The sequence below is a fragment of the Roseateles sp. P1_C6 genome (genome assembly GCF_056406315.1).
On the sequence record NZ_JBFUAK010000007.1, the window covers coordinates 352,912 to 378,751 of the forward strand.

The 25,840-nt window shown below is 69.5% G+C and carries 26 protein-coding genes; 17 read left to right on the forward strand and 9 right to left on the reverse strand.

Features of this window, described 5'->3' with window-relative positions; translation table 11 throughout:
• Positions 1-24: 24 nt before the first annotated feature.
• Positions 25-1,056 carry a dipeptide epimerase gene (locus AC1D29_RS17555; RefSeq protein WP_477899683.1) on the forward strand — a complete coding sequence of 344 codons (1,032 nt, stop codon included), beginning with the start codon at positions 25-27 and terminating at the stop codon, positions 1,054-1,056.
• Here the strand turns inward: AC1D29_RS17555 and AC1D29_RS17560 are convergent.
• The gene (locus AC1D29_RS17560) at positions 1,040-1,639 is read right to left on the reverse strand and encodes a TetR/AcrR family transcriptional regulator (RefSeq protein WP_477899685.1); all 600 of its coding nucleotides are present in this window, start codon (positions 1,637-1,639) and stop codon (positions 1,040-1,042) included. The genes AC1D29_RS17555 and AC1D29_RS17560 overlap by 17 nt on opposite strands.
• A gap of 55 nt (positions 1,640-1,694) precedes the next feature.
• On the opposite strand from AC1D29_RS17560, the gene AC1D29_RS17565 reads away from it, so the two are divergent.
• The 6 genes from AC1D29_RS17565 to AC1D29_RS17590 all read left to right on the forward strand — a co-directional run bounded on the left by AC1D29_RS17565 (position 1,695) and on the right by AC1D29_RS17590 (position 8,851).
• The gene (locus tag AC1D29_RS17565) at positions 1,695-3,299 is read left to right on the forward strand and encodes a serine hydrolase domain-containing protein (RefSeq protein ID WP_477899687.1); all 1,605 of its coding nucleotides are present in this window, start codon (positions 1,695-1,697) and stop codon (positions 3,297-3,299) included.
• A complete protein-coding gene (locus AC1D29_RS17570) occupies positions 3,292-4,602 on the forward strand; it encodes an MFS transporter (RefSeq protein WP_477899689.1) in 1,311 nt (436 codons plus the stop codon). Before AC1D29_RS17565 ends, AC1D29_RS17570 begins: the two co-directional genes overlap by 8 nt.
• Before the next feature lie 11 nt (positions 4,603-4,613).
• Positions 4,614-6,074, forward strand: a complete 1,461-nt coding sequence (locus tag AC1D29_RS17575) for a M81 family metallopeptidase (protein WP_477899691.1) — start codon at positions 4,614-4,616, stop codon at positions 6,072-6,074.
• Positions 6,071-7,186 carry an aminotransferase class I/II-fold pyridoxal phosphate-dependent enzyme gene (locus tag AC1D29_RS17580; RefSeq protein WP_477899694.1) on the forward strand — a complete coding sequence of 372 codons (1,116 nt, stop codon included), beginning with the start codon at positions 6,071-6,073 and terminating at the stop codon, positions 7,184-7,186. The genes AC1D29_RS17575 and AC1D29_RS17580 overlap by 4 nt, the downstream gene beginning before the upstream one ends.
• A gap of 67 nt (positions 7,187-7,253) precedes the next feature.
• Positions 7,254-7,613 (forward strand): RidA family protein, encoded by a 360-nt coding sequence (locus AC1D29_RS17585; RefSeq protein WP_477899696.1) that lies wholly within the window; start codon positions 7,254-7,256, stop codon positions 7,611-7,613.
• On the forward strand, positions 7,610-8,851 hold the full coding sequence (locus AC1D29_RS17590; RefSeq protein ID WP_477899698.1) for an NAD(P)/FAD-dependent oxidoreductase: 1,242 nt from the start codon (positions 7,610-7,612) through the stop codon (positions 8,849-8,851). Before AC1D29_RS17585 ends, AC1D29_RS17590 begins: the two co-directional genes overlap by 4 nt.
• Positions 8,852-8,921: 70 nt before the next feature.
• Here the strand turns inward: AC1D29_RS17590 and AC1D29_RS17595 are convergent, their stop codons facing one another.
• The 5 genes from AC1D29_RS17595 to cysK all read right to left on the reverse strand — a co-directional run bounded on the left by AC1D29_RS17595 (position 8,922) and on the right by cysK (position 15,468).
• A complete protein-coding gene (locus tag AC1D29_RS17595) occupies positions 8,922-10,343 on the reverse strand; it encodes a GGDEF domain-containing protein (protein WP_477899700.1) in 1,422 nt (473 codons plus the stop codon).
• Positions 10,344-10,794: 451 nt separating this feature from the next.
• Positions 10,795-12,357, reverse strand: coding sequence for a methyl-accepting chemotaxis protein (locus AC1D29_RS17600; RefSeq protein WP_477899702.1), 1,563 nt, complete (start codon positions 12,355-12,357; stop codon positions 10,795-10,797).
• Positions 12,358-12,714: 357 nt separating this feature from the next.
• Positions 12,715-13,350, reverse strand: coding sequence for a carboxymuconolactone decarboxylase family protein (locus tag AC1D29_RS17605; RefSeq protein ID WP_477899704.1), 636 nt, complete (start codon positions 13,348-13,350; stop codon positions 12,715-12,717).
• Between the two features lie 18 nt (positions 13,351-13,368).
• Complete coding sequence (locus tag AC1D29_RS17610) at positions 13,369-13,950, reverse strand: DUF3455 domain-containing protein (RefSeq protein ID WP_477899706.1); 582 nt, start codon at positions 13,948-13,950, stop codon at positions 13,369-13,371.
• An 18-nt stretch (positions 13,951-13,968) separates the two neighbouring features.
• A complete protein-coding gene (gene cysK, locus AC1D29_RS17615) occupies positions 13,969-15,468 on the reverse strand; it encodes a cysteine synthase A (protein ID WP_477899708.1) in 1,500 nt (499 codons plus the stop codon).
• 154 nt (positions 15,469-15,622) lie between these two features.
• Between cysK and AC1D29_RS17620 the strand changes: the two genes are divergently transcribed.
• The 7 genes from AC1D29_RS17620 (at position 15,623) to AC1D29_RS17650 (ending at position 22,737) form a co-directional block, all read left to right on the forward strand.
• Positions 15,623-18,571, forward strand: coding sequence for an ATP-binding protein (locus AC1D29_RS17620; protein ID WP_477899710.1), 2,949 nt, complete (start codon positions 15,623-15,625; stop codon positions 18,569-18,571).
• Positions 18,564-19,079: a nickel-binding protein gene (locus AC1D29_RS17625; RefSeq protein WP_477899712.1), complete on the forward strand. Its 516-nt coding sequence runs from the start codon at positions 18,564-18,566 to the stop codon at positions 19,077-19,079. Before AC1D29_RS17620 ends, AC1D29_RS17625 begins: the two co-directional genes overlap by 8 nt.
• 139 nt (positions 19,080-19,218) lie before the next feature.
• Positions 19,219-19,791, forward strand: a complete 573-nt coding sequence (locus AC1D29_RS17630) for an OsmC family protein (protein ID WP_477899714.1) — start codon at positions 19,219-19,221, stop codon at positions 19,789-19,791.
• Positions 19,788-21,134, forward strand: coding sequence for an NAD(P)-binding domain-containing protein (locus AC1D29_RS17635; RefSeq protein WP_477899716.1), 1,347 nt, complete (start codon positions 19,788-19,790; stop codon positions 21,132-21,134). Before AC1D29_RS17630 ends, AC1D29_RS17635 begins: the two co-directional genes overlap by 4 nt.
• A gap of 116 nt (positions 21,135-21,250) precedes the next feature.
• On the forward strand, positions 21,251-21,412 hold the full coding sequence (locus AC1D29_RS17640) for a YjiS-like domain-containing protein (protein WP_477899718.1): 162 nt from the start codon (positions 21,251-21,253) through the stop codon (positions 21,410-21,412).
• A gap of 121 nt (positions 21,413-21,533) precedes the next feature.
• Positions 21,534-22,355, forward strand: a complete 822-nt coding sequence (locus AC1D29_RS17645; RefSeq protein WP_477899720.1) for a PEP-CTERM sorting domain-containing protein — start codon at positions 21,534-21,536, stop codon at positions 22,353-22,355.
• A 106-nt stretch (positions 22,356-22,461) separates the two neighbouring features.
• Complete coding sequence (locus tag AC1D29_RS17650) at positions 22,462-22,737, forward strand: hypothetical protein (protein WP_477899722.1); 276 nt, start codon at positions 22,462-22,464, stop codon at positions 22,735-22,737.
• Positions 22,738-22,744: 7 nt separating this feature from the next.
• Here AC1D29_RS17650 and AC1D29_RS17655 read toward each other — a convergent pair whose 3' ends face one another.
• Complete coding sequence (locus AC1D29_RS17655) at positions 22,745-23,080, reverse strand: YnfA family protein (protein WP_477899724.1); 336 nt, start codon at positions 23,078-23,080, stop codon at positions 22,745-22,747.
• A 98-nt stretch (positions 23,081-23,178) separates the two neighbouring features.
• Here AC1D29_RS17655 and AC1D29_RS17660 point away from each other — a divergent pair, with 98 nt between their 5' ends.
• Positions 23,179-23,448, forward strand: coding sequence for a hypothetical protein (locus AC1D29_RS17660; RefSeq protein ID WP_477899726.1), 270 nt, complete (start codon positions 23,179-23,181; stop codon positions 23,446-23,448).
• 92 nt (positions 23,449-23,540) lie between these two features.
• The gene (locus AC1D29_RS17665) at positions 23,541-24,023 is read left to right on the forward strand and encodes a MerR family transcriptional regulator (RefSeq protein ID WP_477899728.1); all 483 of its coding nucleotides are present in this window, start codon (positions 23,541-23,543) and stop codon (positions 24,021-24,023) included.
• Positions 24,024-24,115: 92 nt separating this feature from the next.
• On the opposite strand, the gene AC1D29_RS17670 is transcribed toward AC1D29_RS17665, so the two are convergent.
• Positions 24,116-24,562, reverse strand: coding sequence for an Lrp/AsnC family transcriptional regulator (locus AC1D29_RS17670; protein WP_477899730.1), 447 nt, complete (start codon positions 24,560-24,562; stop codon positions 24,116-24,118).
• 156 nt (positions 24,563-24,718) lie between these two features.
• Between AC1D29_RS17670 and AC1D29_RS17675 the strand changes: the two genes are divergently transcribed.
• Complete coding sequence (locus AC1D29_RS17675) at positions 24,719-25,603, forward strand: DMT family transporter (protein WP_477899848.1); 885 nt, start codon at positions 24,719-24,721, stop codon at positions 25,601-25,603.
• Here the strand turns inward: AC1D29_RS17675 and AC1D29_RS17680 are convergent.
• Positions 25,600-25,815, reverse strand: a complete 216-nt coding sequence (locus AC1D29_RS17680; protein ID WP_477899732.1) for a hypothetical protein — start codon at positions 25,813-25,815, stop codon at positions 25,600-25,602. The genes AC1D29_RS17675 and AC1D29_RS17680 overlap by 4 nt on opposite strands.
• Positions 25,816-25,840 lie beyond the last annotated feature (25 nt).

A 25,840-nucleotide genomic window follows, 5' to 3' on the forward strand; every position in this document is an offset into this window, starting at 1 on the left:
TTACCTGTGCAAAGCAGTACCTCCATGCAGATCGACAGCTGGGTTGAAGAGATCCCCTTCAAGCAACCCTTCTCCATCTCGGGTCGCACCCTGACCGGCCAGTCCGTGCTGCGCGTGAAGGCGCGGCACGGGGGATTCGAAGCGCACGCCGAAGCTGCCGGCATCTTCTATCGCGGCGACACCGGGCACAGCATGCAGCGGCAGGTGCAGGAGGTGCTGCCACGCCTGCTTGATGAGCGTGATGACCTGCATGCCCGCTGGGGCCAGGTGCAGGCCATGCCTGCCGGCGGTGCCCGCAACGCGCTGGACTGGGTGATGTGGCAGCTCGTGGCCGGTGCGCGGCGACAGCCGGTGCATGAGCTGGCGTTCCTGCCCCGGCTGCAGCCCGTGCCCACCATGATCACGCTGGGTCTGGCCGACCCGTCCCGCATGGCGGAGGCGGCGCTGGCCTACCCGACGGCGCGCACGCTCAAGCTCAAGCTGGAGGGCACGCTGGAAGACGTCGACCGCGTCGCGGCGGTGCGGCGTGAGCGCCCGGACGTGCGCCTGGCCATCGACGCCAACGAGGGCTGGACCATGGACCACCTCGACCACATGATGGGCACGCTGCTGGTCCATCGCGTCGACCTGATCGAGCAGCCGCTGCCCGCCTCGCGCGACGCCGCGCTGGCGCTGTACCAGTCCCCCATCCCGCTCGCGGCGGATGAGTCGCTGCAGACGCTGGACGACCTGGACCACGTCGCCAGGCGCTACCAGGTGGCCAACATCAAGCTGGACAAATGCGGTGGTCTCAGCGCGGCTCTCACGCTCGCGAGCGCGGCCCGGCAGCGCGGCATGCAGGTGATGATCGGCTGCATGGGCGGCACGTCCATGGCCATCCTGCCGGCCTTCATCGCGGCCCAGACGGCCGACTTTGCCGACCTTGACGGGCCGTTGATCGTGGCGACGGACAGCGAGCCGGCGGCCCGCTATGCAGGCGGCTGCGTCAGCTTCGACAGCGCCGAGCTGGCCGCTGCCGTGCCGCTGCGCCAGTCGCCGGTCAGCGCCTTGGCTTGACGGGGGCGCCGTGCAGTACCGCCACCATCCAGCGCGCCGTCTTGATCTTGCCCTCAGTCTGCGGCGGCACGCCGATCAGCGCTTCGGCCTGCGCCGCCACGAGCAACGACAGCAGCCCCTCGCCGATGGCGCGCAAGGCCGCCTTGTCGAGAAGCGCGTTGGCGGCGCCCAGGCGGGCGACTGCGTCCAGCACCGCCGCGCGCAGCAGCGCAAAGTTGCCGGCGACGATGGCCTGGATCTCCGGGTTGCGGCGCGCGATGGTGGCCACTTCCAGCGCGGTCTGGTTGGCGCGGCTGGCGCCGTCCTGGGCTTTCAGGATGGTCTCGACGACGCCCAGAAGCTCGGCCGCCGACCGGCACGCCTCGAACGGGGTGACGTTGGTGTCGGCCTGCTCAATGAGCTTCTTCAGCACGTCTTCCTTGGAGCGGAAGTGCACGTAGATCGAGCCGACCGACAGGCCAGCCTCCTGCGCCACGTCGCTGATGACGGCATCCGCCACGCCCTTGCGGTCGAAGACCGTGCGTGCGGCGTCCAGGATCTGCTGCCTCACGGCTGCCATGTGGCTCTCGTCTCGCTTGGGCATGGGCTGAACTTAAAACGAATTTCAATTCATTAATGTTATGACGAAAGAAGGCAATATGAAGCAGCTTGATACCCAGAAGCTGGAGACTCTCTTCGAGAGCCTGCACCGCGACGACGCACCCGGTGCCGTCGTCTGCGTGAAGCAGCACGGCAAGATCCTGCTGCGCAGGGGTTACGGCGTGGCGAGCCTGGAATCGGGCCTGGTCAACACGCCCGCGACCAAGATGCGCATCGGCTCCACCACCAAGCACTTCGCCTGCGTGCTGGCGCTGATGCTCGACGCCGAAGGCCTGCTGTCGGTGAATGAGCCGGTGGCCCGCTGGCTGCCCGAGCTGCCCGCGAGCCAAGGCAATCGCACCTTGCGGCAGTTCATGAACCACACCGGTGGCACGCGTGACTACCTCGACCTCTCGCTGCTCTCCAATGGCATGGCCATCGTGCCCGCGGAAGGCGCCTACCAGTACCAGTGCCGCCAGGACGGCGAGAACTTCGCGCCGGGCGAGCAGTTCATCTACAACAACGGGGGCTACCGCATGCTGTCGCTCGTCATCGAACGGGTGCTGGCCATGCCGCTGGCGCAAGCGATGCGTGAGCGTCTGTTCGAGCCGCTGGGCATGCACGACACCTCTCTGTGGGCCAGCGACCTCGACCCCCTGCAGGGCGCGGCGCAAACCCATATGGCGCTGCCGGCGGGCGGGTTCAGCAAAGGCGTGTTTCCGGCCGTCATCCTGGGCGAGGGCGGCATTGCGTCCACGGTGGACGACATGCAGCGCTGGCTGTCTCACCTTGGCGCGCCCACGCTGTGGCCGCAGCCGCTCAGCGATGCGCTCATGGCGCCCACGACGCTGAACAACGGCTTCGTGAACCCGTATGGCTTCGGGTTGATCGCCGAGACCTGGCGCGGTATCCGCATCTTCCACCACGCCGGCGGCGTGATGGGCGGCAACTGCCAGATGCTGGCGGCGCCGGAGCATGGCATCCAGATCATCGTCATCACCAACCGCAGCGACACCAGCGCACCGGACCTGGCCGAGAAGGCCCTGGCGGCCCTGACCGAGGCGTCGCTGACGCCCGCTGCGTCCGCTGCCGACCCGGCGCTGGTGGACGGCATGAGCGGCGACTACTACTGCGCGGCCAGCGGCCGCTTCTTCACGGTCGCGGTGATGGAGGGCAAGGCCTTCCTCAAGAGCTTCGGCATGCCGCTGCCGCTCACGCAGACCGAGGACGGGCAGCTGCGCGTGAACCTGCTGTCGGTCATCGCCATGGAGGTGAGCGCCGTACGGGACCGGGAAGGCCAGGTCTCAGCCATCGAGGTGCACGAGCAGGGGCGCACGCACCGTTGCGAGCGCGTCGATCCGCAAGCCAAGGCCGCGCAGACGCTGGCGCCGTTCGCCGGCCAATGGCGCAGCGAGGAACTCGGGGCCGACATCACCATCGGCGCCGCGGAGCCGGACGCGGTGCATGTCTCTGGCCTGTACGGCAGCACCCGGTTCAAGCTCGAACCGCTGCTGCCCGACGCCTGCCTGCTGACGAGCGTGGACCCGAACGTGCCGATGAACGGCACGTTGCGGTTGAGCGGCGGCCCGGGCAGCCGGCGCATCGTGCTGGACACCTCCCGCACCCGCTGCCTGTCGCTGCTGGAAGCCACGTCCCGTGTTTGAAGCCGTCAAACACCCGCGCCTGCTGAAGCTGGGCTTCGGCGCGGGCGCGCTTGGCACGTCGCTCAGCTTTGGCGCGGTGCCCCTGCTGTTCCTGTTCTACCTGACCGAGTTCGCCAAAGTACCGCCGGCCACCGCCGGCGTGTTGCTGGCCGTGCCCAAGCTGGCCGACATGGTGCTGGACCCGTGGATTGGCCGGCGCACGGATGCCGTCGCGCGGCGCATGGGCAGCCGCGGGGGGCTGCTGGCCCTGGGGATGGTGGTGCTGCCAGCTCTGCTGGTGCTGCTGTTCGTGCCCCTGCAGGCACTGCCGTTGGCAGCGCGGGTGGGCCTGCTGGCCGTGCTGCTGGTGTTCCAGTCGCTGATGCTGACGGTCTACACCGTGGCGCACACGGCATTGGCGAGCGACATCGCCAAGGGCGTCGACGGGCGCAGCTCGCTGATGTCCGCCCGGGCCATGGGCCAGACCCTCGCCGGCTTGACCGTGTCGGTGGCCGCGCCGCAGCTGGTCGCGACGTTCGGCGCCGGCCAGGCGGGATACCTGGGCATGGCCGCCGTGCTGGGTGGTGCGGCCTTGCTGGCGCTGGCGGCCTGCTGGCTCGCTGTGCGGCGGGTGAAGCTCAGCGCAGGCGTGGAGGCCGGCCAACCCACCCACCTGTGGCATGCGCTGCGCAACACGCTGAGGAACCAGGCGTTCTATTGCATCGCCGGCCTGCTGGTGCTGCTGGGTTTGAGTTCGACCGCCCTGTTGAGCGGCCTGCCCTACGTCAACAAGCACCTGCTGCACGCCGGGCCGGACAACCTCTCCGTGCTGCTCACGCCGCTGTTCCTGACGGTGCTGCTGGGCATCTCCGCGGCGCCCTGGCTGGCGCGGCGCGCCCGCCCCACCGTCGTGCTGGGTGGCGCCTTGATCCTGGCGCTGGGCAGCATCGCCTGGCTGGCGCTGGCCCCGCGCGGCAACGGTGCCATCGCGTTCGGCTGTGCGGTGTTCGGTCTGGCCAGTGGCGTGCTGACCGTGATGATCTCGACGCTGGCGATCGAGTCGGCCACCCATTTCGCCAAGCAGGGCGAGAGCCTGGGGCTTTACCTCGGCATCCTGTTCACGGCCGAGAAGCTGGGCCAGTCGCTGGGCGGCGTGGCCCTGGGCCTGGGCCTGGACTGGGTGGGCCCGCTGCAGGAGGCGCCCCCGCTGCAGGCGCTGGCGCGCTTGCAGGCCCTGTGGATCGGCGCGCCCGCGGTCACGCTGCTGGCTGCGCTGCTGCTGCTGTTCCCGCTCACCGCGCGTCTTCGCGCGCAAACCGCCTGAGAGGCCCGGCCATGAAGCTCTTCAGCACGGCCCTCATGACGGAGACCAACACGTTTTCCCGCTTCGAGACGACCTTGGCATCGTTCGAAGAGTTCGGCATCGTGCACGGCACCATCCCGCGGGGTGCGCTGGGCTCGGTGGGCGAGGTGGCGGCGCAATGGCGCGGCCTCGCCGCTCAGCACGGCGACACGCTGCACGAAGGCCTGTACGCCATCGCCCAGCCGGCCGGGCCGGTGCGCGCGGCCGACTACGCCCAGCTGCGCTCCGAGTTGCTCGACGCCGTGCGGGCGGCCATGCCGCTGGACGTGGTGCTGCTCTTCCTGCACGGCGCCATGGTGGCTGAAGGCGCGGACGATTGCGAAGGCGACCTGATCCTCGCCGTGCGCGACATCGTTGGCGCGCGCTGCATCATCGGCGTGGAACTGGACCCCCATTGCCATCTCACCGAGGCCATGACGCGGGGGGCCGACGCCATCGTGCTGATGCGCGAGTACCCGCACACGGACTATGCGGAGCGGGCCGCCGAGCTGTTCCGCCTGTGCCGCGCCGCAGCGGTCGGCAGCACCAGGCCGGCGATGGCCGTTGTCGACTGCCATCTGGTGGGGTTCTATCCCACGACGTCGCAGCCCATGCGCGGCCTGGTCGACGCGCTGGCGCAAATGGAGCGCCGCCCGGGCATCCTCTCGGCCAGCCTGGTGCACGGATTCCCCTGGGGCGATGTCGCCGATACCGGCAGCAAGGTGCTGGTGATTGCCGATGGCGACCGGCAACTGGCCGAGCAGACGGCGCAGGAGCTGGCGCGCTCTTTCTACCGCCTGCGCCATGCGCTGGTGCCCAGGCTCGAAACGATGCACGAGGCACTCCAGGGGCTGCCGGCGAGCGGTGCGCCAAGGATATTGGCCGATGCGGGCGACAACCCCGGCGGCGGCGCGCCCTGCGACCACACCGTCATGCTTGCCGCGCTGCTGGCGCGCCCCCAGCTGCGCAGCGCGATGGGCATGCTCTGGGACCCGCAAGCCGTGCAGGCCTGCTGGGCGGCAGGCATTGGTAATTCGCTCACGCTGCGCATCGGCGGCAAGGCCGGCGACACCTCGGGCTCGCCGCTGACGGTCGACGCCACCGTGCTCGGGCTGGCCGAACACCACGCCCAGCAGGTGGGCCACCTCACCGACCTGCTCGGCGCCGCCGCCTGGGTGCGCTGCGGCCCCGTGGACGTCGTGCTGATCAGCCGGCGCACGCAAACCTTGTCGCCCACCGCGTTCACCCGCCTGGGCGTGCCGCTGCACGAGGCCCGCGTGATCGGCGTGAAGTCCAGCCATCACTACCACGCGGAGTTCTCCAAGCTCTCCAGCGATTGCCGCATCGTCGAAACCGGCGCAGCGCTGTCCATGGACTTCGCCCGGCTGCCCTACCGCAAGCGCAACCCCAACTTCTTCCCGGCCGTCGACAACCCGGCGCCGGCGTTGTCATGAGCGCGCTGAACTCGACCAAGCGGCTTCGCCGCGTGGAGTCCGCCAGTGCGGCCCAGGTCATCGTGGACGGGCAGCCGGTGCTGAGCTTTGGAGGATCGGGCTATCTGGGCCTTGGCGCCAACGCGGAGATCATCGAGGCCGGCGTGAAGGCGTTGCGCAGTTATGGCGCGCATTCTCAGCTGGCGCGCAGCGCCGGATTCAGCCTGGTGGCCAACCTCGAGGTCGAAGACGCTGCCCGGCAGTTCTTCGAGGTGGACGGCGCCATGTTCTTCGGCACCGGATACATGTTTGGGCTGATCGGGGTCTCGGGCCTGGCGCCGAGCTGCGACGCCATCTTCCTCGATGAGAGTGCGCACTACAGCCTTCGGGACGCCTCCATGGCCAGCGGCCTGCCCGTGCATGCCTTCCGCCATTGCGACGCCAGCGATCTGGCGTTGGTGATGGCACGCGAGCTTGGCGACTCGGGGCGGCCGTTGGTGGCGACAGACGGCATGTTCCCGACGTGGGGCGCCATCCCACCCTTGAAGGCGTACGCCGACCTGCTCGCCCAGCGCGATGGTTGGCTGGTCGTGGACGAATCGCATGCCTTCGGATGTGTGGGGCCGCGAGGGCGAGGGGCGGTCGAACTGGCCGGCATTGCGCGGGACCGCGTGCTGGCCGGGGGATCGATGGCGAAGGCCATCGGCGGCCATGGTGGACTCGCGATCGGCGCCGCTTCGCTGATTGAACGGCTCTGGAAGACGCCCGCCGCGCGTGGCGCGGCGCTTGGATGCTCCGCTGGGGCCGCGATGACGGCGGCAGGCCTGCGCCATGTCCAGAAGAACCCCGCACTGCTGGAGCGGCTGCGCGGAAACGTGCGGCTGCTCAGGCAAGGGCTTCGGGCACTGGGCCTCCAGCCTGCGGAGCACGAAGGCCCCTTGGCGACCTTCAAGCACGGCGGCGCCGCCGACATGGCGCGCATCCAGCAGGCCTTGATGGACCGGGGCATCCTCATCGCCTACTCCACCTACGTGGGAGCCGGCCCTGAAGGCGTGCTGCGCATTGCCGCGTTCGCGGACCACACCGATGCGGACATCGAGCGGCTGCTGATCGAGCTGCGCCCTCTGCTTTAGCCACCACGGCCAGAGGCGTGAGCGGCCTCTGCACCTTCCCTCATTCCCCATGCCCGTTGGAGTTGCCATGTCCGTTGCCGCCAATCTGCCGTTTTCAAAAGTGCGTCGCGCCGGAGGCTGGCTCTTCCTGTCCGGAGAGCTGCCGATCGGCAATGCAGGCGCCATTCCCGCAGGGATTGCCGCGCAGACCGACCTGACCCTGGACCGCATCGCCGCCACGCTGGCCAGTGAAGGCCTCAGCCTGGCCGACGTCGTTCAGGCCACCGTCTACCTGCGCCGCGCGCAGGACTTTGCCGAGTTCAACGCCACCTATGCGAGGCGCTTCGCCTCGCCCTATCCGACCCGCACAACCGTCGTCGCCGCGCTGGCGCTGCCGCAGGCCGACGTGGAGATCACCGTGACAGCCGTTGTGGCTGCGGCATCGTGAGGCAGGACATCCTCGTGCTGGGCGCCGGCATGGTGGGCACCTGCACCGCGCTGGAACTGCAGCTGCGCGGGCACCGCGTCACTTTGCTGGACCGCCGTGCCCCCGGGCAGGAAACGTCCTATGGCAACGCCGGCATCATCCAGCGCGAGGCCGTCGAGCCCTACGCCATGCCGCGCGACTGGCGGGCCTTGCTGCGCGTCGCCTTGCGGCGCGGCCTGGACGTGAACTACCACCTGCGCGGGCTCCTCCAGGCCTGGCCCCAGCTGCTAGGCTATTGGCGGGCCTCGGCCCCGGTCGAGCATCGCCGCATCGGTCGGCAGTACGCAGCGCTGATCGCTCATTCCACGCAGGAGCATGAGCGGCTGATGGACTTGGCTGGCGCGCGCGACCTGGTGCGGCGCAGCGGCCTGCGCATGATCTACCGCAGCGGTCGCGCGCTGGAGGAAGCGCTGCTTCACTCACAGCGGCTGGCGCAGGACCACGACATTGCCCACACGCCCCTGGACGCCAGCGCCCTGGCGGCCGCGGAGCCCGCGTTTCGCCTGCCGCTGGCGGGCGCCATCCATTGGCCGGACTCCTGGAGCGTCAGCGACCCCGGCGCGCTGGTGGAGCGCTACGCCAGGCTGTTCGAGCAGCGCGGCGGACGCATGGTGCATGGCGATGCGAGCAGCCTGCGCCACACGGGTTCGCGCTGGCAGGCGGACAGCTTCGACGGACCGGTCGACGCCAGCCAGGCCGTGCTGGCGCTGGGCCCCTGGATGGGCCCCTTCATGCGCCGGCTGGGCTATCGCTGGCCGCTCTTCGTCAAGCGCGGCTACCACCGCCATTTCGTTGGCGGCGCGACTCTCAACGTGCCAACGCTGGACGCCGAGCGCGGCTACGTGCTGGCGCCGCAGCGGCGCGGCCTGCGCATCACCAGCGGCGCCGAGATCGCCTGCCTGAATGCGCCACCGTCGCCGCGCCAGCTCGAAGGTGCCACGCAGGAAGCACGCGAGCTGATGGACCTCGGGCATGCGGTGGAAGCGCAGCCGTGGCTGGGCGGCCGCCCCTGCTGTGCGGACATGAAGCCCCTCATCGGCGCCGCGCCGCGTCATCGCGCCCTTTGGGTCAACTGCGGCCACGGACACCAGGGCTTCACGCTGGGCCCGGCCAGTGCGAGGCTGATCGCCGACCAGATGGAAGGCGGCTTGCCGTACATGGAGGCGGCGGCTTTCTCTCCCGGGCGGTTCGTTGGCTAGCCAGGCAGCAGCGCCCAAGCCCGGCGGGTGACCAGATGGCGCAGGCCGCCGGCGTTGCGAGTCACCCAGATCAAGCCGCCAGGACGCCAGCCGCCGCAGCCCCAGTCGCTTCGGCGTCGGGCGCCGCCTCACACGTCTTGTTGCGGCCCTGCGCCTTGGCCTGGTACAGCGCACGGTCGGCCGCAGCAATCAACGCTGGCCCTTGATCTGCCCGCGTCGCCCTCGTCGTGGCCGCGCCAATGCTGACCGTGATGTGGCCACAAGCGGAGTCGGCGTGGGTGACGCCCAGCGTTGCAATGCTCTCCCGGACGCGCTCGGCCATCAACAGCGCGCCTTCAAGTGCCGTCATCGGCAGGATCACTGCGAATTCCTCGCCCCCGTAGCGGGCCGGCAGGTCGCTTGGCCGGCGCATGGATGACTCGATGGCCTGGGCCACCAGGCGCAGGCAATCGTCCCCAGCGAGATGACCATAGCGGTCGTTGTAGCGCTTGAAGAAGTCGACGTCGATCAGCAGCAGCGAGACCGGATGACCACCGCGCCCGGCGCGGGCGCATTCGTTTTCAAGCGCCTGGTCGAAGCGACGGCGGTTGGGCAGCCCCGTCAAGCCGTCGATGTGGGCGTGCTGGTCCAGCACGAGGTTCATGTCGGCGGTACGCCGGTAGAGCGCGGTCAGCTCGACGAACAGGGACACCAGCACGATCAACGTCGTGAAGAGACTGCCGAGTTTGGCGACGTACCACCCCACCGAGAACCGGGCGGTGCCCTGGTAGGTGAGCCAGACGTCAAAGCATGCGGCCACCATGCCGACGCACAGCCAGATCTGCTCGTTGCTCGGGCGCTTCAGGCGCGCCAGTACGACGACGCACGCGATGTCGATGAGCAGGCTCGCCGCGGGCGAGAGGATGCCCGCTCCGCCGAAAAGTCCCTGCGGCCCCATGAAGATGGCGGGCAGTAAGGGCAGACCCGCCGTGCCCAGCCAGGCAAGCGCACCCACGGCAGCGCAGCACAGCGCGATTTCCAGGCCGAGCTGCCGCGAGACGCCCTCGTCGGTCCGTGGCAGCGCCGCATGCGGCTCCATCCTTTCGCGCCTTCGAGCGGCCAGCGCATGGCGCAGCACCAACACGCCAAAGCCGACATGCCAGAACGACCACAGCCAGACGGCGCTGATCTTGCTGCCGATCAAGGAGCCGCCAGGCAGGACCGCGTCCGGGAACGCGGCAATGAGGGGCAAGAACAGAACGGCGACGAACCAGTAGGCCGTGCCCAACTCGACCGAGCTTTTGCTGCGCTCGCTGACCCCACGGCTGAACATCAACCCGGCCAGCAGCAGGTTGGTGATGATCATCGCGAAGCCGAAGGCCAGCATGTAGCTGGGCACGGCCGGGAGCGGGTTCTTTGCCAGCGGCGTCAACACCATCCCCGCGGCCACCAGGCCTGCGGCGACGAGGCTCGCGACGCGCCGGTGCAGGCGGGTGGACTCTGAATGGATCATCAGGGAAGGACCACGTCAGCGCGCCGTGCCAACTCGGCGATCTCGCCGGCAGGTCCCACGAGCCCAGTGGTTCGTCGGGCAACGAGGCCCATCAGCCCGCCGAGGTTCAGTCCAAGCCCGGTCGCCTCCCTCTGGATGGCGACGGCCGCCAGCAATAGTTCTCTGCTTGGCATCGGGATCCCCTTCTGGCGTTCTTCTTGAACGCAGCCGTGACGGAGCATTCGCTCTCTTGGCTCGGTTCGTCCCTGCCCGCAGCATAGTCCCATCGCTCATGATTGACTCTCACGAATCGCTGGCGATGACAGCGAGGTCCCGCGCGTCTGATGCGCCGCCCAAAGCGGCATTCGTGTCGGCCTTCGGCACGACGGTGGCCGGCCCAGCGGTGCGTCTTTCAGGCGATGGGCACCCCGCAGGGCTTGGCTTGACCCTGACGACAAGCCGGGCAGCAAACCTAGGCGCGAGCGGTCTTGAACTGGCCGATCACATCCAGCAAGCCGGCGGCCTGCTGTTGCAGGCTCTCGGCTGCTGCTGCGCTCTGTTCCACCAGCGCGGCGTTCTGCTGCGTGCCCTGGTCGATCGAGGCCACCGCCTGGTTGACCTGCACGATGCCGCTGCTTTGTTCGGTGGCCGAAGCGTTGATTTCCGCCATCAGATCCGTCATGCGTCGCACCTGCCCGACGATGTCGCTCATCGTCGTGCCGGCTTCGCCAACGAGTTGGCTGCCCGCGGCGACCTTCTCGACGCTGGCATTGATCAGCGTCTTGATCTCGCGCGCGGCGTCGGCGCTGCGCTTGGCCAAGGCCCGCACTTCGCCCGCCACAACCGCGAAGCCACGACCTTGCTCGCCGGCACGCGCCGCCTCAACGGCAGCGTTGAGCGCCAAGATGTTCGTCTGGAAGGCGATGCCGTCGATGGTGCCGATGATGTCGGCGATCTTGCGACTGGCATCACTGATGTCACCCATGGTCGATACGACGCGCTGCACGACATCGCCGCCCCGGCCTGCCACTTCTGTCGCGGCGCTGGCGAGTTGGGTGGCCTGGTGGGAACTCTCGGCCGTTTGCTGGACGATCGACGTCATCTGCTGCATTGAAGCGGAGGTCTGCTGCAGCGAGCTGGCCTGGTGCTCGGTGCGGCTGGAGAGGTCCTGATTGCCGCTTGCGATCTGCTGGGAAGCCGTGGCAATGCTGTCGGCCGACGAACGCACGCGCCCGACCATGTCAACCAGGCCGTCGTTCATGCGCTTGAGCGCGGCGAGCAACTGGCCGGTTTCATCCTGGCGGTCCACGACGATGTCGGAGCTGAGGTCGCCCGAGGCAACCGCCTCGGCCAGCCGCACCGCGCGCTCAAGAGGTCGGGTGACGGCATTGCTGAGCGCCCAACCCAACCCGACGGCGGCGGCGATCGCGCCGGCGCAGGCCAGCAGCAACAGAATGCGGTCACGATGGAACGAGCTTTCAGCGTCGCGGGTGTTCGCCGCCGTCTGTTGACCCTCGTAGCTGATGAACTCGTTGGCCGCCTTCAGCAGGGAAGCCAGCAGCGGCCGGCATTCGGCGTTCATCTTCGCGATGGCTTCATCGCGTTTGCCATCCAGCGCCATACCCACGATGGACAGCGCAACCGGGCCGTACAGGGCTTCGACACGCTCGATCTCGCCAACCATGGCCTTGTCTCGCTCGCCGACGTCGGAGCCCTTTGCAACGGCATCCCTGAGTTTGGCAATCGCCTTCTGCATATCCTCATGGGCGAGGGTCACGGCACCCTTCTCCGTTTCTCGATCGGACGGGGTGATCACGAGCACCAGGTTGCGGGCGGCGATCGCGCGCCGCGTCGCCGCGCCGCGAACTTCGGTTGCCAGGTTCTCCCGGTCGCCCACGCCAGCGAGATAGCCGGTGAATCGATCGTTCGCCCGAATCAACGAATTCAGAGCGAGCGCGGAGACCACCAGCACGATGGCAGCCAGGAGCGCAAATCCAAGCATGAGCTTGGCCCGCAGGCGCATTTGATTCAGCATCGGTCAATTCCCGTCAGTGAACGCGCGCCGAATGGCCAGCGCCCGTTGCGACACTCTAGGTAGCGCAATCACCTTGGGCTGTAGGGAATTCTTGATGGGCGCTGTAAGGGGCTCCCAAAGGCGGGCGTTTGGATGTCGTTGGTCACGCGGCACCTCGGTTTGAGCTGCCAGCAGGTCCGACATCGGCCCTGCGCTCAACTTGAGATTCGATCATCGCCGCCCCGACCCAGGTCAGCCGCCACTTGCTTTCGTGCCGCGGCCTCGCTTCGGGCGAACCGCCGCTGGGCGAGGATCAGCATCCGACCGTATGACATGCGAACCGCCGGGATCGACATGCTCCTGGACGCGGCCTGAGCGTCAGGGGTTGGTGGCTTGATCGACATGATGCTCGCGCATGTTCACGCAGGGCCGTGGGTCGATGGCGCGTCCGACGGTCAACGGCTCGCGCAAGGCCTGGTCGAGCGCCAGAAAAGGCGAATCGGGCATGACTCCCAGCGCGTCGAGCAGCTTGGCGAAGAAGGCGCGGCCGGCGGCGACGGCGGCGATGTCGAAGATTTCCGCGTCGGACAGGCCCAACGCCCTGAGGTCGTCGACCTGGCTCGCCGTCACGGCCGCAGCGTCTCTGGCGATCTGGCGGGCAAAGCGCATGGCCGCCCGTTCAAGTGGCGTGATGGCCTCGACGAAGCCCCCGTTGGCCAGCGTCGCGATCTGCTCGTCGCGAAGGAAGTCGCGCAGCCTCGAACCGTGGGCCATCGTGCAGGCGGAGTTGCGCAGCTCATGCGCTGCCGCGAAGGTCACGAGCTCGAAGCGCCGCGTCTCCATCGGCCTGCGGATTTCGGCGAGCAGTTGCCCCCAGCGCGCCAACACCTCGGGACGGTGGCAGAACACCTTGGCGTAGTTGGGCAGATAGCCCCATGCCGACTGCTGTCGCCTGTACATGGCCTCGACGTCGCCGGTGGCTTCGTCGGGCGCGATCGTGCGGATGAATTCCATGATGATCAGGGGCCAGGGTCAGAAGTGTGCGCGGCGCAAGGACGGCAGGTCCGTCACGTCATGCGCTTGCGCCTCGGTGACGCGGCCGCTGTGCAGCACGTAGTCGGCGGTGTAGGGCACTTGAACCCGTGCGCCGTGCGACTGGGCGCTGCAGCCGGTGTCCGGCGCGGCGCCACCGCGGGTGTTGACCCGGCGGATGCGCGTCACGGCGCCAAGCGCCCCCTTGTCGGTGTTGGCGCGCGTTTCAAGCAGCAGCCAGGGAATCGCGCCGGAGACTGGCGCATCGGCGCGGGCGATCACCTTGCCCACGACGAGGCTGCCGTCTTCGGCCTTCCAGGTGGGGCCGACGCCATGGTGCCCGAACAGGTGGCCGTTGCTTTCGAACAGGTCGGCATCGGGCCCGATCAGCGTCCAGCGGGCTTGGGCGCCATCGTCGCGGCATTCGTAGATCTGCACGCCGCGCGCCGACAAGGTGTTGACCCAGCTTTCCTGGGGCTTCACCGCCAGACCGGAGGGCAGCACAGGCGGCAGACCGGGCGTTTGGCAGGCCGCAAGCGCCAGCGTGGTGGCGAGGGCGATCAGGGATGTTGAGGTTTTCATGGTGCTGTTGAAGGAGAGTCAGGACGTGGCGCGCGGGTGCAGCCAGCGCGGCAGGAAGGCGTCGGGGTCGATGTCGACGCGGGTGTCGAAGGCAATGCCGGCGGCAGCCAGCAGGGCTTGTGTGTGCCCTTGGCGCCAGCCCGAGAGCAGCTCGGTCGCGCCACCCACGTGGGCGCCGCCTATCCAGATCTGCGGGATGGTCGACTGGCCCGTGCGCTGGCGCAGCGCCGTGCGCAGCCGGGTGCCAAGGTCGGCGGTCTGCAGGGCCACGCTGTCGAGGTCGACGCTGTGACAGGCAATGCCCAGGTGCGCGAACAGCTTGCGCACCGCCCAGCAGAATTCGCACCACTCGAGCGCGAACATGACGACGGGCTGCTCACGGATGACGCGCGAAACGAAGGCGTCGGCGTCGGCATCTGCCGCGGGCGGGTCGACCGGTTGCGGCGCAGGGGCCGCTGCTTGGGCCGGACGGGGGCCGTCGAAGCGGGCGCCTGGCGTCGAGCGGGACAGCGCCAGTTCCTCGTCGTTCATCTCGTTGGCGACGTGATCGAACAGCGGTGTCGACAGATAGCGCTCGCCGGTGTCCGGCAGCATGCAGACGATGTGGGCGCCGTGCGGGCTGCGCCGCGCCACGTCCAGCGCCGCCGCCAGCGTCGCGCCGCTGGAGGTGCCGGCGAAGATGCCTTCCTGTGTGGCCAGCGCTCGCGCCAGGCGCAGGGCTTCCTGACCCGCCACCGGCACGATCTCGTCGATCAGCCCTTCGGCGCGTGCGCGTTCGGTCAGGGACGAGATGAAGTCGGGGCTCCAACCCTGCATCAGGTGAGGGCGGAAGTGCGGATGGCTGGCGCTGGGGCAGCCCGACGCGTCGCGCACCTGGGCAATGCCACCTCCCAGCAGTGGTGCGTTGTCGGGCTCGGCGGCCACGATGCGGATGCGCGCATCGGCGGCCTTCAGGCCCCGTGCGGTGCCCAGCAGCGTGCCGCCAGTGCCGAAGCCGCTGACGAAGGCATGGACACGCTCGCCGTCGAAGTCCTGCAGGATCTCCTGCGCCGTCGTGCGGGTGTGCACGTCGGCATTGGCCTCGTTGTCGAACTGGCGGCACAGGAAGCCACCGTGCCGCTCGGCCAGTTCGATGGCCTTGTTCAGCATGCCCGTGCCCTTCTCGGAGGCCGGTGTCAGCACGACCCGGGCCCCGAGGAAGCGCAGCAGCCGGCGCCGTTCGAGGCTGAAGCTTTCGGCCATCGTGACGACGAGGGGGTAGCCCTTCTGTGCGCAGACCATGGCCAGCCCGATGCCGGTGTTGCCGCTGGTGGCCTCAAACACGGTCTGGCCCGGGCGCAGCGCCCCTGAGCGTTCGGCCGCCTCGATGACGGCGCGCGCCATGCGGTCCTTGACGGAGCCGAGCGGGTTGAAGGATTCGACCTTGACCCAGACGTTCACGCCCGCAGGGGCGAGGCGTTGCAGCCGCACCAGCGGCGTGTGGCCTATGGTTTCGAGGATGTTGTCGTGGCGTGCCATGAGGGCTCCGTGGAATCTGTGAGGAGAGGCCGCCACGATGCGCGGCCACCGCAGTAGCCAGCGTGGAAGCGAGCGTGGTATTTCTTCCGGTGTTATTGGCGGTTGTCGGGGCCAACGCGTCGCTCTAGAGTCGCGCCTTCGCACGACACGACTCATGGCTGGCCTCGAACTCCAATTCCTTGGCGACTTCGCTGTTCACCGCGACGGGGTGGAGCAGCCGCTGCCGCCGTCGCGCAAGACGCGTGCGCTGCTGGCCTACCTGTGCCTGCAACCGCGGCGCTTCCGGCGCGAGCAACTGAGCGCGCTGTTGTGGGATGCGCCGGACGATCCGCTCGGGTCGCTGCGCTGGAGCCTGTCGAAGCTGCGCCGCCTGGTGGACGAGCCCGCGCGTGAGCGCCTGGTGGCGGACCGCACCACGGTGGCGATGGATTCGGCGGGCGTGGCCGTCGACGTGCTGGAACTTCGCGCCTTGGCGCGAGAGGGCCTGGCCCACGCGGAAACGCCGGTGCTGGAGCAGGCCGCCGCTCGCCATCGCGGCAGCTTTCTCGAAGGCCTGGAGTTCACCAGCTTCCACGACTTCCACGCCTGGTGCATGGCCGAGCGCGAGCAAGCCCTCCATGACCGCGCGGCCGTCCTCGCGGAACTGCTCAAGCGCCTGGCCGACGAGCCGGCGCGCGCGCTGCCGCATGCGCGCGCCCTGGTCGGGCTGTTCCCCTACGAAGAGGCGCACCGCGCGGTGCTCATCCGCCTGTTGAACGCGGCGCACCAGGCTGCCGAGGCCGAGGAGCAGTACCAGCTCGGCCTGCGCATGCTGAAGGAGGCTGGCGTCGAAACCTCGGGCGCGCTGCTGGCGGCCCGGCGCAAGCCGCGCATCGATGCGCCGGCGCTGCGCGCGCCGGCCGCCGCGCCGGACTTCACCGCTGCCGTCGTGGACCGCCGGCTGGTAGGCCGCGAGGCCGAGATGGCGCAGATCGAGCAGGCGCTGCGCGATGTCGAGCAGGGGCCGCGGGCGGCGGTCGTCCTGCTGGTCGGCGCACCGGGCATCGGCAAGAGCCGCGTGCTCGAGGCCACGCTGGCGCTGGCGCGCGCACGCGGGGCGTTCGTGCTGCAGGCAAGCGCCTACGAGTCGGATGTCATCCGCCCATTCGCGTTCTGGACCGATGCGCTGCGCCAGCAGGGCGCCGCCCGCCATGACGCCGTCTTCCGCGGCGCCGCGGCCAACGACCGCGACAGCCTGTTCGCGCAGCTGAGCCAGCTGGTCGCCGACGAGGCCGCGCAGCGCCCGGTCGTGCTGCTGCTCGACGACGCGCAGTGGTGCGACGAATCGAGCGCCGCCGCGCTGCTCTACGTTGCGCGCATGAACCGGGGTCGGCCCGTCCTCGCCGTGCTCGCCGCCCGTGATGCCGAGCTGCGCGACAGCCTGCCGCTGCAGCAGGTGCGGCGCGGGCTGGCCCGCGACGGCCTGCTGCAGGAGATCACGCTCGGCCCCTTGCCCGAAGCCGATCTCGCGCGGTTGATCGAACTGCAAGTACCGGGTGCGGATGGACAGCGACTGAGCGCGGACGGCGGCGGCAACCCCTTGCTCGCGCTGGAGTTGGCGCGCGCCGAGCGGGCCGGCAGCGCGGCCGGGCCGCTGGATGCACTCGTGCGCGACCGCCTGGCGCTGCACTGCGGCACCGGCGTCGACGTGCTGCGCTGGGCCGCGGTGCTCAGCCCGCGCATCGAGTTCGGCCTGCTGGCCAGCGTGTCCGGCATCGATACGACGGAAGTGGCCGCGGGGCTGGACCTCGCCGAGCGCCACGGCATGCTGCGCAGCGGCGAGCGCGGCCTGCACTTCGCGCACGACCTCATCGCCCGCGCCATCTACACCGACATCTCGCCGCTGCGTCGGCAGGTCATGCATCGGCGCATTGCCGAGCATCTGGAGCGCGACACCGCGCAGGACCTGGCGCGCGCCGCCGACCTGGCCCACCACGCCACGCAAAGCGCCGAGCCGGCCCTGGCGGCGCGGGCACTGGTCGCCGCGGGCCGGCTCAGCCTGCGCTTCTTCGCCAACGATGAAGCGGCGGCCATCGCGCGGCGCGGCCTGCAGCTGGCGGCTTCGCTGCGCGATGCCGAGCGCATCGCCGTCGAGATCGACCTGCACGACATCCTGCTGGCGGCCCGCCCGCTGGACCCCGCGGCGGCCGACGAATACACCCGCCTCGCCGAGCGCGCGCTGGACCACGGCGCGCTGGCCCATGCCCGCCTGGGCTATCACATGGCGGCCACGGTGCGCTGGGCGCAAGGCCACTGGAGCGCGGCCCGCGAGCAGACGCTGCAGGCGGTGCGCGCGGTGCGTGGCGGGCAGGAGGACGCGCAGATCGTCGGCATGGCCGAGACCGCGAAGTGCCTGGCCATGATCGAGCGAGACGTGCCGCAGGCCGACGCCATGCTGGCCGAGGCCAGCGTGCTGGCGGCGCGCAAGGGCTTCAGCCACCATGCCATCGCCGCGGGTCTGGGCATGCTGCGCTTCCACGGCAACCGCCTGGACGAGGCGGCCGACTTCTTCGACGAGGCGCGCACGATGTGCAAGGCGGCCGGCGACCGGCTTGCCGAGTACCAGGCCACCGAATACCTCGTGATGCTGCATCTGCAGCGCGGCCGCCTCGACGACGCGCGCGCCCGCAGCGGCGACCTGCTGGCGCTTGGCGACAAGCTGCGCGAAGGCAGCGAGGAGCCCTTTGCGCGCGCCATGGCCGGCCTGTGCGACTACACGATCGACGACGACGCGCAGCGGCTGGACGCCGCGCTGGCCGACCTGCGCCTGGCCGATGCCAAGCACCGGCTGGCCTACGTGCTGACGCGCGCCGCGCTGCTGGACTGCGAGCGCGGCCGTGCGGCCGCCGCGAAACGACGGGCCACCGAGGCGCTGGGCTACGCCAGGCTGCTGGAGCGGCCCACCGAGATGCTGCTGGCCAACGCGGTGCTGTCACGCGACTGCGCCCGCGAGGGCGACCGGCGCGGCGCCAAGGACCACTTCGGCGAAGTGCGGCGGCTGGCCGGCCAGGGCGCGGCGTTGTGGGCCCAGGAGATCGTGGCGAAGCTGGAGGCGTATGCGTGATGTCTTTGTCGAGCGTCGCCTGCCCCGTCAGGTGACCGATGCCGAGATGCGCGGCGTCGCCGCCATCATGCTGGACGGCTGCCTGGGCCTGCACCGCGTGACGTGGTGCGGCAGCCTGCTGTCGGAAGACGGCACGGAGATGTTCTGCCATTTCCGCGGCGTGGATGTCGAGTCGGTGCGCATCGCGATGCGCCAGTCCGGCGCCCCGCCGGGCATTGCCTGGGCCTGTGAAGTGCAGGGCGACGGCGACCCGTCCACCGTCACGGCCCTCGTCGTGCACACCTTCGCCGAGCCCGCCACGTTTGGCGCGCGAGAGCTGCGCCAGGCGCTCGACGCCGGCGCGCTCAGCGCCCACGGCGTGCGCCTGCTGCGCAGCTATCTGCCGGGTGACGGGCACAGGCTGATCGCGCTGTACGAGGCGCCGGATGCCGAGGCCATCCGCGCCGCGCAGCGCGAGGCGGGTTTGCCGCCCGAACGCGTCGTGTCGGTGCGGCGCTACGCCCCTTGACCCCACGGGGGCGGTGATCGGCGCCGGGGCGCGAACCCCGCCGATACCACGCTGGTTCCCACGTTGAGATCCACGCCTGCTGCGCACAGTGGCTGGGCCGGGTTATGCCGGCTGTTCTCTCAACCTCTGGAGCCTGCTCATGCAATCGCAATCCACCCCCATCGACAACGGCGTCAACGTCGAAGCCCTGCTCGGCGCCCGCGCCGCACTCACTGAAGCGCCACAGGCGGCCCGCTTTCGCTGGCGCGCCACCAGCCGCTGGATGAACGGCACCCACAGCCGCACCACCATCGACGACTTCCACGGCCTGGGCGGCGAGCAGAAGCACCGCCAGGCCTTCGCCTTCGACACCGACCACCCGGAAATCTTCGCGTCGGAAGACCAGGGCCCTACGCCGGTCGAGATGCTGCTGGTGGGCCTCGCCGGCTGCCTGTCGGCCGGTATCGCCGCCGTCGCGCAGCACCGCAAGATCCAGCTGCACGCGGTGGCGGCGAGCGTCGAGGCCGACATGGACATCCAGGGCATCCTGGGCATCGCCGACGACGTGCGCAACGGCTTCGGCGCGGTGCGTGTGCACTTCGAGGTCGATGCCGATGCGACGGCCGACGAGATCGCCGCGCTGGTGGCGCAATCGCAAAAGCGTTCGGCGGTGTTCGACACGCTGACCAACCCGACCGACGTGCACGTGACCGTGCACAAGGTGGCGCAGTGAACGCAAGCCGCCGGGCGAATGCCGTCGACGTCGTCATCGTCGGCGGCGGCCACTGCGGCCTGGCGATGAGCCGGGCCCTGTCGCAGCGCGGCATTGGGCACGTCGTGCTGGAGCGCGGCGAGGTGGCCAACGCCTGGCGTACCGAGCGCTGGGACTCGCTGCGCCTGCTCACCCCGAACTGGATGACGCGACTGCCGGGGCAGGCCTACGACGGCGCCGATCCCGACGGCTACATGACGTCGGCCGAGGTGGCGGGCTTCCTGTCGCGCTATGCGGCGACGGCTGCCGCGCCACTGCGCACGGCGACGACGGTGCTCGGTGCCCGTCCGACCGGGGACGGCTGGTGGGTCGAGACGACGCAGGGCGACTGGCAGTGCCGGGCGCTCGTGGTCGCGACCGGCGCGGCGGGACGCCCGGTCGTCCCCGCCGCGGCGGCGGACGTGCCCGGCGAAGTCGCGCAGTTCAGTGCGCTGGACTACCGCCGGCCGGCCCAGTTGCCCGACGGCGGCGTGCTGATCGTCGGCGCTTCAGCCACCGGGTTGCAGCTGGCGCAGGAGATCCAGCGCAGCGGGCGCGCGGTGACGCTGGCGGTTGGCGAACACGTGCGCATGCCGCGCCTGTACCGCGGCCGTGACATCCAGTGGTGGCTGCTCGCCGCCGGCGTGCTCGACCAGCGGCTGGCGGATGTCGATGACGTCGGGCGCGTCCGGCGTCTGCCGTCGCCACAGCTCGTCGGCACGCCGGAGCGCGGCACGCTGGACCTGAACGTGCTGCAGCGCGGCGGTGTGCGTGTCGCGGGCCGGCTGGCGCAGGTCCGCGACGGGCGCGCCTTGTTCTCGGGCTCGCTGCGCAACGCCTGCGCGCTGGCCGATCTGAAGATGAACCGGTTGCTCGACACTTTCGACGACTGGGCGCTCGGTGACGGCATGCGGCCAGACGTTGACGCCGTGGAGCCGCGCCCGGCGCCCACCCGTCTGCCCGATACCGCAACGACGGTCCTCGACCTGAAGCGCCACTTCCGCTCGGTGATCTGGGCCACCGGCATGCGTCCCGACCATGGCTGGCTTGACGCCTCCCTGCGCGACCGGGCCGGCACGTTGCGGCACGAGGGCGGCGTGGCCGATCTGCCGGGTCTGTACGTGCTGGGCCTGCCCTTCCTGCGGCGGCGCAAGTCGAGCTTCATCCACGGCGCTGGCCAGGACGTCGACGAGCTGGTCGGGCACCTGACGGCGCATCTGAACCAGTCTGCCCGAGCCCGCAGCGCCGCACGCGGCATCGCGCGGCGCCGCATCTCGCCATCGGCGTACGCCGGCCTGTCCCGGTCATGGCCGCAGCCGGACTGAACCACCCTTTCCACCGGAAGCAAACCATGCAAGCCAGTTGTCTTTCAACTTGCCATCCGACCCGACCGTCGGCTGCGTCACGCCTGAAGCGGGCAGCACGCTTGTGTCGGCACTGGATGAGCGCGCGCCTCGACGCCTGGCGGCAAGCCCGCCATGCCGCGGCCAGGCGCCGTGTGCTTCACGCGCTGAGCAACGAGGCGCTCAAGGACATGGGCCTCGATCGCAGCGACATCGAGTCTGTGATCGCCTGCGGCGACACCGACCGCAGGCCGCGCTAGCCCCTGCGCGGCCAAGCAGCCCTTCAACGATTTCATCTGCCGCGCGATGGCGGCAACCCGACCCCCCCTGGGGCGGCGTCGCACGCCCCGAATGTGATCCCCAAACCCAAGGAGTAATTCCATGTCTCTGATTTCCACAAAATTTTGCCGACGCACCGTCGCTCTCTGTGCCTTGCTTGTCGCGCTGCCGACGTGGGCGGCAGTCCGCAGCGGCGCCACGGCCGCGGCCGGTCCGGTGACTGCGCAGGTGTTCGATCTGCGACCCGAGGACGGCGTCGCGGCGAACGTCAGCTTCGCCAGCCAGGCGTTCGGCGCCGCCGTCTCCGCGACCGTCGAGGAGACGGGCCCCTTCGACGTCCAGTGGCGCTCGAGGACGGGATCGTGGCAGGGCACCGGCGTCGACATGGCCGCGAGCCGCACCGAAGTCCATGCGGCCATCACCGGCGGCGGTGCCAACAGTCCGCTGGGTGCAACGATGCAGCTGTCGGGCGTCGTGCACGACGTCAACAGCCCCTCGGTCGCTTCCTCGGCGTACGCCGCGCACGCAGCGATGCTGGCCGACGGACAGATGCTGAGCTTTGCACTCACGCCGTGGTCTGCCATGTCGCTGCACGTGGACGTGAGTGGGGCGCTGTCCACGCTGCGGCCCGGCGACCATGCCGAGATCGTCTTTGAACTGTCGCTGAACACGAGCACCGGGATGGAGCGCTTCGATGTGTTCCAGATGGCGTGCACCAACGCGTGCAGCGATGCGAACGGGCGCCTACTGTCGTTGACCCTCCCCAACGAGTCTGACGTGACCTTGGAGGGCCTGTGGACGCTCAACGCGCGCGTCGCCGGCGCCGTCGCGGCGAGCCCAGTCCCCGAGGCCAGCAGCAGTGCGCTGCTGATGTGCGGCCTGGCCCTGATGGGGCTGGTCGCACGGCGTCGCACCCGCGCTTGACGACGAAGGCCTTGAGATAGCGACAGCTCATGCGCTCACTGCATGGCAGCTGTTGCGCTTGCGGGAGGCTCACTTGGTGAGCCTCCCCGGCGGCACGATGGGGAACATGATTGAAGTCCTCGACCACAGCGCGCCGTCACGATGCGCCCATGCCGACAACGGCATCCTGGCCCGCGTGCCCGGCCTGTACGTCGCCCAGGCGTGCAAAGCCCTGCCAGACCCGGCCTGCGCAGTCGACGACGAAATGTGCGTCGACATCGATGCCGCCCACACGGGACGCGTGCGGCTGACGTTCAGGAAGCAGCGCTACAGCAGACCCCTCGGCAACATCGCCTATGTCGCCTGGCTCTGCCGCCACGCCGAACATGTCGCGCCGCCCTAACCGACACCTAGCCCTGGACTTTCGGACCGAACATGATGATCGCCATGCCCAGGAAGCAAACGGCGACGCCGACCCAGTCGCTCGGTGACGGGGGCACTTGGTCGACCAGCCAAAGCCACAAGATGGCCACGCCGATGTAGACACCACCGTAGGCGGCGTAGACGCGACCGGCCGCCGTCGGGTGCAGGGACAGCAGCCCCGCAAAAAGCGCCAGGCTGACGGCTGCGGGCACGAGGAGCCAGGGCGACTTGCCCTGCTTCAGCCAGAGGTAGGGCAGGTAGCAACCGACGATTTCAGCCAGCGCGGTGGCCACGAACAGGCTGAAGGTCTTGATGATTTCCATGACCGTCATTGTGGTGACGCCGGCCTAAGCGAAAAGCGCTTGCTCCTCAAGTGGCTTGAGGTTTCATCCTTCGTGCATCGCCACCCCGAGGAACGCCGATGAAATCCTGGAAAGCCGTTGTTGGATTGGGGGTCGCCTGCGCGGCCTGTTGCGCAATTCCCTTGCTGGGCATGTCGGCCGGCCTGGCCGCTTTCGGGTCTGCGCTGGCCGCGTGTGCAGATGAGCTGGTTCCGACAGCGACGGTGCTGCTGGTCATCGCGCTGGCCCTGGGCAGCGTCGGGTGGGTTCGTCGGCGGCGGGCATCTCGGCGCGCCGCATGCGCCTGCCCGACCCGTTGCTCTGTGGAGGTCCGCGATGCCTCTGCCTGACGGCAGGCCCGGATCTGCAGCCTGCCGCGCCGGCAACTGCGTGCTGAACGACTGGAGGACTCAGGCCTCCTTTGACCTATAAGCTGTTGCGCATGAACGCCTCGCTGCCACTGTCCATCGGCGTGATCGCCCAACGGACCGGATGTTCGGTGCCGACCATTCGCTACTACGAAGAGATCGGCCTTGTACCTGCGGGCCCGCGCACGGAGGGCGGGCGCAGGGTCTATGGCCAGGCGGCGGTGCGTCGGCTGACCTTCATCCGGCATTGCCGCGACTTCGGTTTCTCCATCGAACAGGTGCGCGAGCTGGTCGGCCTGGTCGACGAGCCGCAACGGCCGTGCGTCGAGGTGCGCGACGTGGCTGCCCGGCACCTGGTGGAGTTGCGGCAAAAGCTGGCGGCGCTGCAGGCCCTCGAAAGCAGCGTGGCCGCGTTCGTTGGTCGCTGTGACAGCGCCTGCGCCGGTGGCGCCGCCCTCGATTGCACCATCCTCGAAGACCTGGCCTTGCCTGTCGTGACGCCCGGGCAGAGCGCCGCCACCTGCTGCGCGGCAGCGTCGGGCGAGCCGGAAGTTTGACTTGCAGTGACGCCCTGCGTCAGGCGAACGATGGACGATTCCGCAAGCTTCAGCCACACGGCCAACCTGGCCCTTGGCCGACCCTGAACGGCTCAGCCGGCCAGCTTCAGCGCCGGCGCGCGGCGGCGCAAGGGCTGGGCCTTGATGATGCTGGAGCTGGTCTGGGCGCAGTCGGCGAGGCGATCGAGGGCCTGGTCGAGGTGCTCGATGTCGCGCAGCGCCAGGCGCAGCACGAAGCAGTCGTCGCCGGTGACCTTGTCGCATTCCAGCGCTTCGGGCATCTCCTCGATGCGCTGCTGCACCAGCGCCAGCGCGCCGGGCATGGGCCGCACGCGCACGATGGCCTGCAGCGTGAAGCCCAGGGCCAGCGGGTCGATGTCGATGGTGAAGGCGCGGATGACGCCGCGCTCGCGCAACCGCGCTAGCCGCTCCGACGTGGCAGGCGGTGACAGGCCGATGGCCTCGGCCAGGTCCTTCAGCGGTGCGCGGGCGTCGGCCGCCAGGGCGGCCAGCAGCAAGCGGTCGATGGGGTCGATCATGATTCGGTGGAAGTTGAGATTCGCCGTTGTTAATTCTGCCTAGCCATTATTTCGCCGTTTCAAAAGCATGTTGCGGCGGACATGTCCTTGGAACAATGACGTCCGTTGTCATGGCAAGGAAGCACCGTGTCTCCCACCACCCGCGGCGCGCTCGAGATGGGCGGCGCGATGAGCCTGCTGGGCTCGATTGGCTATTTCGTGCTGCTGTCCGGCCTCCCGCCGCTGGACGTCGTGTTCTGGCGGTGCGGCTTCGGGCTGCTGACCCTGGCGCTGATCTGCACGGTGCTGGGGCTGTGGCGCCGGCCCAGCGCACGGCAGCTGGGCCTGGCCGCGCTGGGCGGCGTGGCCATCGTGCTGAACTGGGTGCTGCTGTTCGGCGCCTACAGCCGGGCCTCGGTGACCGTGGCCACGGCGGTCTACAACCTGCAGCCCTTCATGCTGATGGGCCTGGGCGTCGTGTTCTTCGGCGAGCGGCTCAGCATGGCGCGGCTGGCCTGGGTGGCACTGGCCTTTGCGGGCATGGTGCTCATCGTGCAGGCGCGCCCGAATGCCGGCTATGTCGGCGGCAACTTCGGGCTGGGGGTGGCGATGGCATTCGCCGCTGCGGCGCTGTGGGCCGTGGCGGCCGTCGTCGCCAAGCGCCTGAGCGGCATGCCCGCGCCGCTGATCGCGTTGATCCAGGTGGCCGTGGGCGTGCTGATGCTGGCGCCCTTTGCCGAGTTCGGCCAGTTGCCGCGGACGGCGCTGGGCTGGATGCCGCTGGTCGTGCTCGGCGTCGTGCACACCGGCCTGATGTACGCGCTGATGTATGCCGGCGTACAGCGCCTGCCGACAGCGCTGCAGGGCGGGCTGTCGTTTCTCTACCCCGTCGTGGCCATCGGCGTGGACTGGCTGGCGCTGGGTCACGAGCTGGCGCCGCTGCAATGGCTGGGCGCGGCCGCCATCCTGCTGGGGGCCGCGGGCTTGTTCAGGGCTTCCCGGGCAGTGCCTTCAGGTGCGCCAACGCCGTGTCGGCTGCCGAGGCGGCCCAGCCACGGCTAGCGCTTGGCCTTGCGCTTCGCCCGCGCCTTGGGCGGGGCGGTCAGCGCATCCGTCCAGAAGCTCATCACATCCTGGGTGGCCTGGGCCACCACTGCCTGGGACTGACGCTTGGCGCTGGCAGCGACGTGGCCGCGCGCGGTGTTCGCCGCCGAGTTCGCGGCGCTGAGCCACATGCTCATGAACGGGTTTTTCTTCAGCCAAGGGTTGGACATGACGTTCTCCGGTGGGCAGTGGCGA

Coding starts and splice junctions, on each gene's coding strand:
- AC1D29_RS17555 (WP_477899683.1), top strand. CDS start 25: ATGCAGATCGACAGCTGGGTTGAAGAGATCCCCTTCAAGCAACCCTTC.
- AC1D29_RS17560 (WP_477899685.1), bottom strand. CDS start 1,639: ATGCCCAAGCGAGACGAGAGCCACATGGCAGCCGTGAGGCAGCAGATC.
- AC1D29_RS17565 (WP_477899687.1), top strand. CDS start 1,695: ATGAAGCAGCTTGATACCCAGAAGCTGGAGACTCTCTTCGAGAGCCTG.
- AC1D29_RS17575 (WP_477899691.1), top strand. CDS start 4,614: ATGAAGCTCTTCAGCACGGCCCTCATGACGGAGACCAACACGTTTTCC.
- AC1D29_RS17580 (WP_477899694.1), top strand. CDS start 6,071: ATGAGCGCGCTGAACTCGACCAAGCGGCTTCGCCGCGTGGAGTCCGCC.
- AC1D29_RS17585 (WP_477899696.1), top strand. CDS start 7,254: ATGTCCGTTGCCGCCAATCTGCCGTTTTCAAAAGTGCGTCGCGCCGGA.
- AC1D29_RS17595 (WP_477899700.1), bottom strand. CDS start 10,343: ATGATCCATTCAGAGTCCACCCGCCTGCACCGGCGCGTCGCGAGCCTC.
- AC1D29_RS17600 (WP_477899702.1), bottom strand. CDS start 12,357: ATGCTGAATCAAATGCGCCTGCGGGCCAAGCTCATGCTTGGATTTGCG.
- AC1D29_RS17605 (WP_477899704.1), bottom strand. CDS start 13,350: ATGGAATTCATCCGCACGATCGCGCCCGACGAAGCCACCGGCGACGTC.
- AC1D29_RS17610 (WP_477899706.1), bottom strand. CDS start 13,950: ATGAAAACCTCAACATCCCTGATCGCCCTCGCCACCACGCTGGCGCTT.
- cysK (WP_477899708.1), bottom strand. CDS start 15,468: ATGGCACGCCACGACAACATCCTCGAAACCATAGGCCACACGCCGCTG.
- AC1D29_RS17620 (WP_477899710.1), top strand. CDS start 15,623: ATGGCTGGCCTCGAACTCCAATTCCTTGGCGACTTCGCTGTTCACCGC.
- AC1D29_RS17625 (WP_477899712.1), top strand. CDS start 18,564: ATGCGTGATGTCTTTGTCGAGCGTCGCCTGCCCCGTCAGGTGACCGAT.
- AC1D29_RS17630 (WP_477899714.1), top strand. CDS start 19,219: ATGCAATCGCAATCCACCCCCATCGACAACGGCGTCAACGTCGAAGCC.
- AC1D29_RS17640 (WP_477899718.1), top strand. CDS start 21,251: ATGAGCGCGCGCCTCGACGCCTGGCGGCAAGCCCGCCATGCCGCGGCC.
- AC1D29_RS17645 (WP_477899720.1), top strand. CDS start 21,534: ATGTCTCTGATTTCCACAAAATTTTGCCGACGCACCGTCGCTCTCTGT.
- AC1D29_RS17650 (WP_477899722.1), top strand. CDS start 22,462: ATGATTGAAGTCCTCGACCACAGCGCGCCGTCACGATGCGCCCATGCC.
- AC1D29_RS17655 (WP_477899724.1), bottom strand. CDS start 23,080: ATGGAAATCATCAAGACCTTCAGCCTGTTCGTGGCCACCGCGCTGGCT.
- AC1D29_RS17660 (WP_477899726.1), top strand. CDS start 23,179: ATGAAATCCTGGAAAGCCGTTGTTGGATTGGGGGTCGCCTGCGCGGCC.
- AC1D29_RS17665 (WP_477899728.1), top strand. CDS start 23,541: ATGAACGCCTCGCTGCCACTGTCCATCGGCGTGATCGCCCAACGGACC.
- AC1D29_RS17670 (WP_477899730.1), bottom strand. CDS start 24,562: ATGATCGACCCCATCGACCGCTTGCTGCTGGCCGCCCTGGCGGCCGAC.
- AC1D29_RS17675 (WP_477899848.1), top strand. CDS start 24,719: ATGGGCGGCGCGATGAGCCTGCTGGGCTCGATTGGCTATTTCGTGCTG.
- AC1D29_RS17680 (WP_477899732.1), bottom strand. CDS start 25,815: ATGTCCAACCCTTGGCTGAAGAAAAACCCGTTCATGAGCATGTGGCTC.